Origin of the sequence: Thermogemmatispora onikobensis (assembly GCF_001748285.1) — a bacterium.
Lineage (GTDB): Bacteria > Chloroflexota > Ktedonobacteria > Ktedonobacterales > Ktedonobacteraceae > Thermogemmatispora > Thermogemmatispora onikobensis.
The window spans coordinates 14377-27491 of record NZ_BDGT01000058.1; the positions used below are offsets into that span (position 1 = coordinate 14377).

General features: G+C 59.7%; 12 protein-coding genes. 4 read left to right on the forward strand and 8 right to left on the reverse strand.

The window, feature by feature from the left end:
- Positions 1 to 40: 40 nt before the first annotated feature.
- The 3 genes from BGC09_RS19080 to tilS form a co-directional block, all read right to left on the reverse strand.
- The gene (locus tag BGC09_RS19080) at positions 41 to 1513 is read right to left on the reverse strand and encodes an AAA family ATPase (protein WP_069805810.1); all 1473 of its coding nucleotides are present in this window, start codon (positions 1511 to 1513) and stop codon (positions 41 to 43) included.
- Positions 1514 to 1633: 120 nt separating this feature from the next.
- Positions 1634 to 2218 (reverse strand): hypoxanthine phosphoribosyltransferase, encoded by a 585-nt coding sequence (gene hpt, locus BGC09_RS19085; protein ID WP_069805811.1) that lies wholly within the window; start codon positions 2216 to 2218, stop codon positions 1634 to 1636.
- Between the two features lie 46 nt (positions 2219 to 2264).
- On the reverse strand, positions 2265 to 3725 hold the full coding sequence (gene tilS, locus BGC09_RS19090; protein ID WP_069805812.1) for a tRNA lysidine(34) synthetase TilS: 1461 nt from the start codon (positions 3723 to 3725) through the stop codon (positions 2265 to 2267).
- 156 nt (positions 3726 to 3881) lie between these two features.
- Here tilS and def point away from each other — a divergent pair, with 156 nt between their 5' ends.
- Entirely contained in the window at positions 3882 to 4385 is a 504-nt protein-coding gene (def, locus tag BGC09_RS19095; RefSeq protein WP_069805813.1) for a peptide deformylase, read from the forward strand.
- 152 nt (positions 4386 to 4537) lie between these two features.
- On the opposite strand, the gene BGC09_RS19100 is transcribed toward def, so the two are convergent.
- Positions 4538 to 4906, reverse strand: coding sequence for a hypothetical protein (locus BGC09_RS19100; RefSeq protein WP_069805814.1), 369 nt, complete (start codon positions 4904 to 4906; stop codon positions 4538 to 4540).
- Positions 4907 to 5421: 515 nt separating this feature from the next.
- Here BGC09_RS19100 and BGC09_RS19105 point away from each other — a divergent pair.
- Positions 5422 to 7467 carry a S1 family peptidase gene (locus tag BGC09_RS19105; protein ID WP_176728979.1) on the forward strand — a complete coding sequence of 682 codons (2046 nt, stop codon included), beginning with the start codon at positions 5422 to 5424 and terminating at the stop codon, positions 7465 to 7467.
- 209 nt (positions 7468 to 7676) lie between these two features.
- Here the strand turns inward: BGC09_RS19105 and BGC09_RS19110 are convergent, their stop codons facing one another.
- The 3 genes from BGC09_RS19110 to BGC09_RS19120 all read right to left on the reverse strand — a co-directional run bounded on the left by BGC09_RS19110 (position 7677) and on the right by BGC09_RS19120 (position 9189).
- Positions 7677 to 8450 (reverse strand): enoyl-ACP reductase FabI, encoded by a 774-nt coding sequence (locus tag BGC09_RS19110; RefSeq protein ID WP_069805816.1) that lies wholly within the window; start codon positions 8448 to 8450, stop codon positions 7677 to 7679.
- Positions 8451 to 8573: 123 nt separating this feature from the next.
- Positions 8574 to 8930 (reverse strand): rhodanese-like domain-containing protein, encoded by a 357-nt coding sequence (locus tag BGC09_RS19115; protein WP_084659121.1) that lies wholly within the window; start codon positions 8928 to 8930, stop codon positions 8574 to 8576.
- Positions 8920 to 9189, reverse strand: a complete 270-nt coding sequence (locus tag BGC09_RS19120; protein ID WP_069805817.1) for a hypothetical protein — start codon at positions 9187 to 9189, stop codon at positions 8920 to 8922. The genes BGC09_RS19115 and BGC09_RS19120 overlap by 11 nt, the downstream gene beginning before the upstream one ends.
- Before the next feature lie 258 nt (positions 9190 to 9447).
- On the opposite strand from BGC09_RS19120, the gene hutI reads away from it, so the two are divergent.
- Together hutI and hutH are read left to right on the forward strand one after the other, a co-directional pair.
- Positions 9448 to 10731: an imidazolonepropionase gene (hutI, locus tag BGC09_RS19125; protein ID WP_069805818.1), complete on the forward strand. Its 1284-nt coding sequence runs from the start codon at positions 9448 to 9450 to the stop codon at positions 10729 to 10731.
- 526 nt (positions 10732 to 11257) lie between these two features.
- Positions 11258 to 12811, forward strand: a complete 1554-nt coding sequence (hutH, locus tag BGC09_RS19135) for a histidine ammonia-lyase (protein WP_218104113.1) — start codon at positions 11258 to 11260, stop codon at positions 12809 to 12811.
- 176 nt (positions 12812 to 12987) lie between these two features.
- Here hutH and BGC09_RS23565 read toward each other — a convergent pair.
- Positions 12988 to 13115: SDR family oxidoreductase (locus BGC09_RS23565; protein WP_141727860.1), on the reverse strand; the 128-nt coding region annotated here is incomplete at its 5' end.

Below are 13115 nucleotides of genomic sequence, written 5' to 3' on the forward strand. Positions count from 1 at the left end.
TTCCTGCTGAACTGAAGGGTGATCTTTTTCTCCCTTACCCTTAATCGGCCACTTCGAAGTGGATGCGCTCGACGAGGCGCGTCACTTCGCTAAAGGTGCGCCAATGAATGATGCCCTCTTCATCGAGGATATTGACAGCCTCGCCATCGTCGCGGATGTGGTAGACGGCGACCTGATTCTGAGCGAGAAAGGCCTCTTTGCGCTGAAGGAAAAAGAGCGAGGCCAGCTCATCGTGACGCTCCTGCGGGTGTCTGGCGGCGGCCAGCAGATTGATCAAGTGATCAATCATATAGGTGCTGTGAGTAGTTATCATGATCTGCAAGCCGGCATTCACCAGCATAGCCAGCAGCTCGATCATTTTGACCTGAGCTTCCGGGTGGAGGTTCATTTCCGGCTCATCAATGACGAGCAGCTCGCCCGGGCGAGCCAGATAGCGCAGATAGAGGGCCAGCGAAGAAAGCTCCTTCACCATCGAGGAGGAGACGGATAATTCCAGCTCTGTTCGGGGCGTCGGCTCAGGAGAGGCGGCCATTGGGATAGGGCAAAACAGAATCTCGCGCGCCGTGCCGGCTTCGGCGGGGGTAAAGTCGAGTGTTCCCTCCAGAATCTCCTCTTGCAGAAGAGCGCCCAACTCCAAGTAAGGGCTGCGACTGGCTGCAGCCTGGTCCTCTACCTGGCTCAGACTCAGGCTACTCTGGCGATGGAAGCGCCAGACGATCTCGACGAAGTCGGCGATGGGCACAGGCACGAGACGCGGCTGTTGCTCTGAGAGGGCTGTCAGCAAGCGCTCCAATAAACCTCTGGTATCGGTTGTCCGGTGGCCTCGTTTGTTCCTCACTGAAGGAGGTAAAGAGATAAAGCGCTCGTAGATAATGCTGCTGCGCTCGGTCGGGAAATAGCTGATATTGCGCCAGAAGGCCTGGAGGATCTCGCGGAAGACGATGCCATTCACGAAGCCCGCGATTTCTCGACGGGGAAGGCGCTCGCTCACATTCTGGCCTGGGTAGAAATAGAGGCGGGCCTCTCCACTCTCCTTCAAGGCTTTCAAGGGGGCATCCTCCTTGTCTCCCCCGATATAATCGCTGACGCTGGCCAGGAGCAGCCTTCGAAGGAGCTCCGGCTTAAATGCTGCGATATCGATGCTGAGAGTCAACTCCTCGAAACGCGCGTGGTCGCTGCCCAAGAAGAGCGGCAGCCATTCCGGTACGCCCAGGAGCAGGTCGTTGAGGAAACGCTCGGCGTGCTCCTCGGCGAAGTCCAGCAGATCGAGGAACCCACTGCTCTGCTCGGCAACGCGCCGTACCAACTGATCGAGAGGGCGATACTTCTGGCGCGTCTGCCCACTCAAGTAGGCGCTGAGGTAGCGGCTCCAGCTATAGCGCCCGAGGGAGCCTGCAATCGTATAGGCCAGCCAGGTTTTACCCGTATTGTTCTTCCCGACAAAGACCGTCAGGGGCTTCATGACGATCTCTGCCCGTCGCAATGGGCCGAGGTTACAAACTGTGATCTGCATCGCCTTCCTCCTCGAACGCCCTTCTGATCCTATGAGGAATTATAGCACAAAGCAGGCTCCCTCTGCACCAAGCATGCGCTATTTTAATGATCGATCGCGATCTGAGAGAGAACGGAAGCGCTAGCTGTTTTCTGCTGGACTTTTATGCTGGCGCTCTGGTTTCTGATTGTTCTGATACACCTCGGGCTTCAAGACGCCGATGTAGGGCAGATTGCGGTAGCGTTGGGCATAATCGAGGCCGTAGCCAACCACAAACAGATTGGGGATACGAAAGCCGATGTAGGCCAGCTCCAGGGACTTAGCGCGTTCGCGCTCCTTGTACAGCAAGGTACAGACGCGCAGGCTCAGTGGATGTCGCTGGCGCAGGAGGTCTAGCATATAATGCAGCGTCAGGCCGCTATCCACGATATCCTCGACAATCAGCACATGCTTCTGATCGATTGGCCCCTCCAGATCCTTGAGGATACGCACCACACCACTCGACTGCGTGGCATTGCCGTAGCTAGAGACGGCCATATAGTCGATTTCGTGCAGCATATCAATCGCGCGCGAAAGATCGGCGATGAAGGGAATGGCACCCTTCAGAATTCCCAGGAGCAGCAGGTTCTTCCCCTGGTAATCCTGGGTGATCTGGCGTCCCAGTTCCTTGACTTTCTCCTCAATCTGCTCCTGAGTAACGAGAATCTCTTCGATATCCTCGTGCATAGTTTTTCCCTTCCCGAAGAATAGCAATGAAAAAGCGCTGCTCGCCCTAGCGGCTGATGCTGAGCTGGACAATGCGGCGGGTAGTACGGCTGAGGCGAACGGACTCAGCCAGGCAGAGGCCAGCGACCCAGATGCAGCGCGAGTCGACGAAGAAGAGCGGGAGCGTATCCCGTTCTGAGCGCGGGACGTGGGCGTCGACAAGCACATCCTGGACCTTACGGCTCTGCTGCATGCCCAGAGGCTGAATACGATCACCCGCCCGGCGCGTGCGCACCTGCAACAGTGGGCCAGCGGCCTCGCCGTCGATATATACAAGATAGCGTGTCCGTGGCAGAAGGTGCCAGACCGCTTCCCAGTCTTCACGCGCCAGCGCCTCCAGTGCTGCCTGCTCGACCTCGGGGGCCAGTGGCATCGCCCGAGCGCGCCAGGGGGTACCGGGAACCTGGCCTTCCCCTGGAACGGGTAACAGGAGCGTCTCGCCACCTGCAGTGGTCTCAGAGGTCTGCCGACGCAGAGAATGGTGGAAGAGACGCAGCTTTGACCCGCTGATCTGCAGCTGTAGCTGACCTGGCAGATCCAGCGAGCGCTCGGCCCGCGAGCGCTGGGCCTCCTGCAAGAAGGCTGTAAGCAGAGCATAGTGGCGCGGCTCTAACGGGGACTGCCCTCCACAGAGCAGGGCCGTGGCGCGACGAAGCAGGTGACGCTGCAAACTGAGTGGCTGCGCAAGCAGCGCCGGCACAGTCATGATCACCTCTTCCGCGCTGGCGCTGGTTACTATTGCCGACCAACTCTGCGAGACACAGCTTTCTATCCATTCCAGGTCGACACGAAGAACCTCAGCGCTACGGCGCAGCGTTTCGCGGATACCCGAATTCAGGTGTTCAAGGAGCGGTAGCAGCTCATGACGGACACGGTTGCGCAAAAAGCGCGGGTCACGATTACTCTCGTCTTCGAGGGGCTGGAGGCCCTGCTGCTGGCAGTAGGCCAGAATCTCGGCCCGGCTCACTTCCAGTAAGGGGCGGATGATATCCTGCTGGCGGGGAGCCATACCAACCAGTCCCGCCAGGCCACTGCCACGCAGCAGGTGAAGCAGAATCGTTTCCACTTGGTCATCAGCCTGATGGGCAACGGCGATGAGGCGGCCCCGGGCTACCTCGCGTAGAAAGGCATAGCGTGCCAAACGAGCGGCCTCCTCAAGCGAGCGTTTCTCTCGTCGCGCCAGGGCCGGGACATCCACGCTACCGATGGTCAAAGGAATGCCCCATGCAGAGACCAGCCGGGCGACAGAGAGGGCGTCTCGCTCGCTCGCCTCGCCGCGGAGACGGTGGTTAAGGTGGGCGGCCAATAGACGCACCGTGGGAAAGGGCCTACCCTCGCCACAGAGCGAGTGCAGCAGGTGGAGCAGACAGAGCGAATCAGCCCCACCCGAGACAGCGACTATGATCTCACTCTGGGGAGGAAGCAGGCCGTGACGGGCGATGTAGGCGGCCACTCTGTCTGTGAGCATCTCACTGGTTGCTGGCGCAGATCCCACGTTCCACCTCCGCCGTCTATGGATAATCGCATGCCCATGTGATAGGATATATACGCAAATTATATAACATTGACTGCCAGACTGTGGCTGTGTGGCAATTCATTCGGGATACGTCTCGGGAAAAGAGCTATGGCGATTCGCAAGATCATTACGGCTGAAAACCCAATCTTGAGGCAGAAAGCCAAGAAGGTACACCGCTTTGAAGCCTCCATGAAGCGGCTGGTGGAGGACATGTTTGATACCATGCATGCCGCGCATGGGGTGGGCCTGGCTGCTCCCCAGATCGGCCTGTCGATTCGCGTCTTCGTCGCTGAGTACGAGGACCACAAAGTGGCGATCTTCAATCCAGAGATCACCAAAGCCGAAGGGGAGACGCTGGGAACAGAGGGATGCCTGAGCATTCCAGGCTACGTCGGAGATAACATCAGGCGAGCCGAAAAGGTAGTGGTCAAAGGTCAGAACGTCGAGGGCAAACCGATCAAGGTGAGTGCTGAGGGCTGGTTTGCTCGTATTCTGCAGCATGAGATCGACCATCTGGATGGCATCCTCTTTCTGGACCGTCTCGATCGCCCTGAAGACCTGCGTCCGGCGCGCGAGGGGGAGATCGAGGAGCCGGAACCAGAGGTCGTCTAAGGCCAACGGGAGGACCCGCACCAGCAAGGAATAGGGCGTTGCGTTGACGCTGGCGCGGGCCCTTCTTTCACTTTCCTGCTCTGCGCGCTTGTCTCGGCAGGGCTGCCAGCTTCTGTGGTGCGACTCGGGCTGGCTAAAGGAACCCCTGTCGACTAGCCCTGTCGTTGCTGCTTGCGTAACATCGGCATCGGTTGCTGGCCTAAAAGGCGCTCGCACTCGCGACAAATGTAGAAGCCTTCCTCTCGCCAGCGCAGCTCGCTCAAGCGATAGTGCAGATAGCAGATGCCGCAGCGCGTACTATCGGGCTGGCTGGCTATCTGCCGGTCCCGCTCAAACAGGGCGCGTAGTTCTGCAATGAGGCCGTTGAGGTCAAAAGAACCAGCAGATCCGCGTCCACTGGCGCTCTGTGACACTGATGCTGGTGTTGCGCCGTTCGTCGTGCGCCCTTCACGCCGATGTGAAAAAGAGCTGCCGCTGGCCGAAGCACCATTGCCTGAGCCTGGTATTGGATGGCTGCTCACTGCCAGTATTCTCCCCCTTTATGCCGGCGATGCAAGAATAGCTATTATCCGTAAATTATATACCTCGTCGAAGCTCTTCGTCTAGGGCCGCTGCCGCGCGAGAGCTGCGCTCTGATGGGACGCTATGCGAGCACGCTATAGTTCCTCGCTCCTCTCCCTTCCCTCCATCTCTGGCGCTCTGCATCCTGGCTGCCAGACCTTTGCTGTCCTCTCAGAAAAGAGAAATCTCCTCCAGCAAGTATTGGCTCTATCTCTTCATGTATCTTTGCCTATCTATCTTGTACAATACTCCTGATTGAGATCCTGGCTGCCAAGAAGCTGGCAGCTAGAGCGTTCTATCTATAGGGGAGAAGATAAGGGGGAGGCTCTTCTGAAGAGCGTGGAAGGAGGGAATGGCCTGTTCGGCCTGGACCGTGAAGGAAGCGAAAAAATCGAACGCCATGCGTATCGCTGTGCTATGATAGACTTTGTTATGGCAGCGCAGTGATATTCGACTCGGGGACAGGATGCCTGCTATGAATCGCTATATAACAACCTCTGCCGGAGCCAGCGGCAGTTATGGGCGGGAGAGAAAGGCCAATTCAAGAGGGTTGTTCCCTCTACTCGTGGTGATGTTCTGCTTCATCTGCGGGCCATCGCTCATACTGATTGCTCTGGGAGGGTCAGCGGTGCGCGCCGAGGGTGTGCCGGGGGGCAATATCCAGGACCCGGCGGTGAGAGCGGTTGATATTGCCCGACCAGCTGTTGTGCGCATCGTTACCCAAATTAACGGGCGGCTCACGGTGCAATTCCCCAATGGGCGCAGCGCGACCTTCCCGCTCGATGGAGGCAGCTATGGCCTGGCCGCCCTTGGGACAGGGACCTTTATCAGCGCTCACGGTGATATCCTCACAGCTGATCACGTTATTAATCCTCCTCATAGCGATGAGCTCAATGCTGTACTCATCAGAGCCGCCGCTCCCGACGTTACCGCCTACTACAATAGCGTGCTAGCGCGTGGCAATCAGCTCAGCGCCGACCAGGTGGCGCAAGATCTACTCAGTGGTCAGTTTCCCTCTACGCCCAGCTATGCGCCTCCTGTAAGTGCCGTTTACCTCAGCACTGACTATAGTGGTCCTTTAAGTGCGGCCCGCTTGCGTGATGTGCCGGCTCTCTATTTTGCCCGCGTTGACCGCGTTGAGCAAGAAAGTCCCCCCAACCAGAAGGACACTGCCATTATCCATGTGGCTATGGAGGATACACCCAGCGTTGAACTCGGCGACTCCTCTGCTGTCCAGGTCCAGGACAATCTCACTATTATCGGTTTTCCAGGCAATGCTGATGTCAGCATGCGCCCGACAGACTTTCTGACTTCATCGGTGAATCGCATCTTTGTCAGCTCTATCAAGACAACCGACAGCGGAGCGCAAGTCATTCAGGTGGGGGGCAATGTAGAGCAAGGTGACAGCGGTGGGCCAGCCCTCGATAGTCAAGGTCATGTAGTGGGGATTGTCAGCTTTGGCACCCCTGGGGGGACCAGTTTTCTGCAGGCCAGCAATAGCGCGCGAGCTTTGTTGCAGAATCTTCACCTGGATACTGAGCCGGGGCCATTCCAGCGGGCCTGGAGCCAGGCGTTCAACGATTATGCCTCGACTGCTCCTGGCCATTGGCATCGTGCGGCTCAGGAGTTTGCCACCCTGGCAGCTCGCTATCCTGCGTTCAAGGCAGTGATGCCCTACCTGACCTATGCCAGGCAGCAGGCTGCTCACGAGCAATCATCGGGGACGACAGGCCAGAGCCAGGGTCTGCCGTTGCTCCTCGTAGTGATTGGGGGCGTGGGGACTCTGATCATAGTGCTGCTGCTTGTGGGGGCCATCTTCCAGATCAGGCGCCGGCAGGCAAGCGTATCCCCAGTCGTGAATGCTGCGAGCGGTATCCTGCTCCATCCCTCTGGCCCGGCCCATAGAGGGCCAGGCCAGGGCGCGCTGCCGGGATTGCCATCGGCTGCTGCTCCCTATGCCTCGATGCCACCAACTGGGACTCAGCCGCCGCAGACTACAGCGAGGACCGCGGCGCCCGCCGGGCCATCGGCTCCTCCCCACTCGCCGAGACCGTGGCCTCCAAGTCCTGGCAGTCAGTTCTCCGGGCTTCCCCGGCAGCCGGCAGCATCGTCGTCAGCCCCTGGTTCTGCATCTTCTTATCCCTCCCCAGACCTGGAGGATGAGAACACGCTGGTACCGTTCGGGGGCCCTCCACGAAGTGCTGGCAGCAGAGGTCAGCCCTGGCTCTCCAAGGGAGACCAGGCTGCTCCTGCCTCAACCGCTGGCGGAAACCAGCCTGGGCTTCCGCCAAGAAGGAGTGAGGCCTCCTCGTCCTCAGCGCCTGCCCAGGCCCAGGCTGCTAGCGCGCCTTCTTCAGGGCCTGAGCCGCCGACAACGACAGAGCAGCTGCGTCCCTGGCCCTGTGGTCACATGAATCGTCCCCTCGCACGCTACTGCAGTACCTGTGGAGAGCCAGCGCCGCCACCGCCGACAGTGCGACGCATCGAGCAGTGGACCGATCGCCAGGGCCAGTACCAGTAGCCAGGGACTGAAGAACGAGGACCAACCGAACCAAAGCACAAAGGCACTCCCCCACTGGGGGAGTGCCTGCCTTTCTCTTGTTGCCTCTCTCGCGTCATCGAATAGCGCCAGGCCAGGCAAGCGAGAACCGGATAGCTTCTTCTATAGAGAAGCTCAGCTCTCCTGGCGCGCCGCAAGCGAGGCTCAATCTGATAGAGCGCCGTTGGCGTTTAGGCGCCCATAATATGGTAGCCGGCGTCCACAAAGAGCACCTCGCCCGTGATCCCACGGGACAGTGGGCTGCAAAGGAAGAGTGCAGCGTCACCGATCTCACTCTGCTCAATGTTACGGTGTAGAGGTGCTACCTCCGTCATGTGGTCGCGCATGGTCGTAAAGCCGGGAACGCCGCGGGCGGCCAGCGTATTCACCGGCCCTGGCGAGACGGCATTGACCCGGATATTGAAAGCACCAAGCTCGTAGGCCAGGTAGCGCACGCTACACTCCAGAGCCGCTTTGGCCACAGCCATCACATTGTACTTAGGCATCACCCGCTCGCTGGCGATGTAAGTAGCGGTCAGAATGCTGCCACCGCCGCGCGCCTGCATCAGGGGCACAGCGCGCCGTGCCAGAGCCACCAGTGAATAAGCACTGATGTCCAGAGCGGTCGAAAAGCCCTGACGGCTGGTCTGCCAGAAAGGATTCTCCATATCCTCTTTCGGCGCAAAAGCGATCGAATGAATCAAAATATCGAGGCCGCCGTCGAAGAGTTCCGCCGCCTGAGCGAAAGCGGCATCAAGCTGCTCATCGCTTTGGACATCGCAGGGGATCAGCGGCGTGCCTGGTACCTTATCGGCCAGCTCCCGCACAAACTTTTCCATGCGCTCCTGATAGGTCAAGGCCAGACGGGCGCCCTCGGCAGCCAGGGCCTGAGCGATGGCCCAGGCGATCGAACGATGGTTGGCCACACCGAAAATAAGCGCGTTCTTTCCTTCCAAGAGAGGCATAAGGTCTTACTCCTTCCTTATGGGTAGGGACTGACTCATCGACAGTCTGAGCTATCAACCAAACAAGCAAGCAAGGATAATAGCGGCAGAGAGAAGGCATCTCTTCGGTCACGAGGAAGAGGCCTACTCGACGGGATAGCCGGAAAGCAGCCAGCCATGCATGCCAGAGGCCAGATTATAGACCTGCTGGAAACCGAGCAGTGAGGCGATCTCTGCAGCGATGGCGCTGCGCTGGCCGACGGCGCAGACAAAGATCACCTCCTGTGAAGGGGAAAGAGGCAGCTCCCGCAGGGCCTGGCCGAAAGCATAGATACCACTGAGAGGGAGAAGCGTGGCACCGGGAATATGGCCCTGCTGCCACTCAGTGGGCCAACGCACATCGATCACGTGGGCGCCGCGTGCCATCAGCTCTTTGGCCTCGGCGGGGCCAATCGTTTGATAGGGCTGGGAGGCCGCCATTTCATACTCGTCAGCGGACATTGTACTGCTCCTTTTCACGCTGATCAGCTTCGTACTGCTCCAGCCAGATCTGGCCCAGCATCGTCTGACTAATCATATACTCATCTCCCACAAAGGTCATCGTCAGCAGCCCCTGATCCTCCATCTCACGGAAATCGTCTGTCACCAAGAAATACCTGCGCAGCATGCGAGAGAGGTCGCTTTCTGGCAGATGCTTCCAGATGCGTAGCTCGCGCAGAACGGCGGCGTACTTCTCGCTGCTATCATCGATAGCCCGCATACTGCTTACTCCTTCCTGCTGGCTGGGGCGCTCCACACTGTCCGTCCGAGCTTGTGGCAGCGGGAGCCGACGTGATTGAGCCACTCACCACTACGAATGGAGGGCATTCGGCGTTGCGGAACAGCAGAGCGACCTGCTTCCGAGGAGAGTGTAGCAAATGCAGGGACGAGCCGCAAGCCTCGACGTTGAGAGGTAACTATGCTATAAAAAAACAGCATAGCGAGCCTCACTCACAGCCCTTACAAGGAGAAGCAACTCATGCAGGCTGAATCAGCGCAGCCTCCGATCCGAGCGAGCGCAGTCATTCGCAATATCGGGCAGCTTGTGACAGTGGCCCAGCGGCCAATCGAAGGAGCCAGGGGAGCGCTGCAAGTCTTGGACAACGCGGCTTTAGCGATCTACCACGGTAGAATTGTCTGGATTGGGACCGATGATGAAGCGGAACCCTTATTCCTCTCGACACGCCAGGACGGCGTCACCATAGTCGATGCCCAGAGAGCGGTCATTACCCCCGGCTTTGTCGACTCGCACACCCATCTCGTTTTTGCGGGTCAGCGCGCTGAAGAGTTTCACCTGCGTCGGGCAGGGATCACCTACGCTGAACTGCTGGCGCAAGGCAAAGGGATCTTAACAACTGTAGAAGCGACCCGCAAGGCCGATGCCGAGACCTTACTGGCCCTGGCGCAGAAGCGGCTTCATCTCATGCGTGATCATGGCACGACCACGGTTGAAATCAAGAGTGGCTACGGTCTGGACCGCATTAACGAAGAAACCTGCTTGCGCCTCATCAACAACCTCAAGGCCCTGGAGGAGGGGGCGCCGTCTTCTGTCCCTCAGCGGGTGCGCGTGGTGCCTACCTTTCTGGCGGCCCATGTCCTGCCGTTGGAATACCGCGAGCGACGAGCAGACTATCTCGACCTGGTTGTCGAGGAACTGCTGCCCTCCTTTGTAGGGCTGGCGCGCTTCTGCGACGTCTTCTGCGAGACAGAGGCCTTCACTGTAGAAGAGTGTCGCAGGATTCTGAGCCGGGCCAAAGAGCTGGGCTATCGTCTCAAAATCCATGCGGATCAGCTCAGTCCCTCGGGTGGGGCACGCCTGGCGGCGGAGTTAGGGGCGACCTCTGCCGATCACCTGGACCATGCCAGCGACGAAGACCTCAAGGCGCTGCGCGACGCCGGTGTGGTGGCGACCCTCTTGCCGGGCTGCTCGTATACGCTGCGAAGCCCGTATCCCTCAGCGCGGCGCCTGCTGGACCTGGGCCTGACCGTGGCCCTGGCTACCGATTGTAATCCTGGAACTTCTTATTGTGAAAACATGCAGATGATGATTGGCCTGGCGATGGCAGCGATGGGGATGTCCCTGGAGGAGGCGCTCACGGCGGCGACTATTAACGGGGCGAAGGCCCTGGCTCTGGACGAGGAGATTGGGAGCATCGAGATTGGCAAGCGCTGCGAGCTGGCACTCTGGCAGCTTGAGGACTATCGTGAGATCGGCTATCATTTTGGGGTCAACCTTGTGCAGTCAACGCTCACGCTGCTCTAGCGCTTTGGCGCCTGGTGGCTCTCGCCACGGTAGGATTTGCTCAGAGGCCCGGTTAGTCGGGGTTGGGCCAGCTTCAGCTCCTTGCGTGGCCGGCGCACTGGCAGTCGACAGCTGAAGATCAGGCTGGGCGGCGCCCGCTGCTCTGTCTGGAGGGTGGCGCTCAGAAAGAAGCTGAGCGAGGAGGGTTTCCAACCGTCAGTCAGACGTTGACTGGGCAGGGGTAAGGGGTGCCAGCGGTGCCAGCGGTGCCAGCGGTGCCAGCGGTGCCAGCGCGCCTCGCAGTCTATCCTTAGCAGCAGGCAGTGTTTCACGTGAAACACTGCCTGCTTTATCAGCATTGGGGTCAGGCCAGGGCTGCAGGGTGTAGTCTCTGGCTCCACTGCGCCGCTGGCCGGGCCCGCTGCCGCTGGCGATGCGGCAGAGAAAGGCGGAGCGACCCTTCCGAAGCAGGCCGCTCGTTTGCCTTTCCCTGCTCCTTCTGCTAGAATCCTGGCAGGAGGCGAAGCAGCCAGAAAGGACTTCAGCGATGAAGAATCACATGACCCATCATCATCAAACGAACCTCCGCAGCGCCCCCCTGGTTCTCAACGGCCAGGCCCTCACACCTGCCGAAGTCTGCGGTGTAGCCCGGCGCCTGGTTCCGGTACAACTAGGACCGGAGGCTGAGGTTCGCATCCAGCGTGCGCGAGCCCTGATCGAGCGCATCGTGGCCGAAGACCGCAAAGTCTATGGAGTCACCACCGGCTTCGGTCATCTCAGCCGTGTGCGTATCAAACACGAGCAAGTGCTCGACCTGCAGTACAATCTCCTGCGCAGCCACGCTGCTGGCCTGGGAGAGCCACTTGACGAAGAGACCACCAGAGCCATGATGCTTCTCCTCGCAGCCAGTCTGGCCCGTGGCCACTCTGGCGTGCGTGTAGAAGTTGTACGCCTTCTCATAGACTTACTCAATGCCCGGCTCCATCCCATCGTACCCTCACGCGGCTCAGTAGGAGCCAGCGGGGACCTTGCTCCCCTGGCCCACCTGGCGCTAGTCCTGGTAGGAGAGGGAGAGGCCTGGTATCGTGGGAGACGCCTGCCTGGAGCCCAGGCCCTGGCTGAGGCCGGTCTGCGGCCGCTCCGTCTTGAAGCAAAAGAAGGGTTGGCCCTGATCAATGGCACCCATCTGATGGAGGCCAGCGCTATTCTGGCCCTGGAAGATGCCTGGACCTTACTCCAGACGGCGGAAGTAGCCTGTGCCCTGAGCGTTGAAGCCCTGATGGGCAGCCATGTGCCTTTTGATGAGCGCATTCAGCGCCTGCGCAATCAGCGAGGCCAGCAAGAGAGCGCCGGGCATCTGCGCCGTCTGCTGGCCAACAGCGAAATTAAACGCAGTCATGAGGACTGTCCCCGGGTGCAGGACCCCTATACCCTGCGCTGCGCCCCCCAGGTCTTTGGGGCCGTCCGCGACGCCCTGGAGTACTGCAGAGCGGTCTTTGAGCACGAACTGGGGGCGGTGACAGACAATCCGCTCATTTTCCCTGATGAGGGGGAGGTGCTCACAGGCGGGAATTTCCACGGCCAGCCTCTGGCCCTGGCCCTCGATGTGCTGGCGCTAGCCCTGACTCAGCTCGCAAGCTTTGCGGAGCGGCGGATCTATCTCCTGATGGGGCCGCACGATTGGGATGACCAGGGAGCCCCGCTCTTCTTGACACCCGAGCCTGGCCTCAATTCGGGCCTGATGCTCACCCAGTATGTGGCGGCGGCCCTGGTCAATGAGATGAAGGTGCTGGCGCATCCGGCCAGCATTGACTCGCTCCCAACCTCGGCGGGGACGGAGGATTTTGTCAGTATGGGCGTGACAGCGGCCCACAAGACGCGCCGTATCCTGGCGCTGGCGCAACAGGTGGTGGCTATCGAATTGCTCTGCGGAGCCCAGCTTTTGGAGTTTCGCCGCCCTCTGCGCGCTGGCGAGGGCGTAGAGCAGGCTTTTGCGCTCGTGCGGACCTATGTGCCAAAACTGGAGCGCGATCGCCCGCCTGCTCCTGATATTGAGCAGCTGGCTCGCGCGGTGCGGGAAGGCGTGTTTGCCCAACTCTAGAACCCGGCGAAGGAAGCAGACCCTGCACCTCTGATCAGACGGAGGCCCTGTCTTCTGTTTCACGTGAAACCAGTGCCGCCTTCTCTTTCGAGAGGGCGCAACGTTTCACGTGAAACAGTGCCAGCGGGAGCAGTTGCTCCTTCCGCAGGGGACAAAGGTCGCCGTCTACTCCGGCACTAAAACGCGCCGATCACCTCGCCGCCATCGACGATCAAGACTTGTCCCGTGATAAAAGAGGCGGCGGGCGAAGTCAGAAACAACGCTGCCGCCACGACATCGTCCGCCTGTCCCCAGCGTCCCAGTG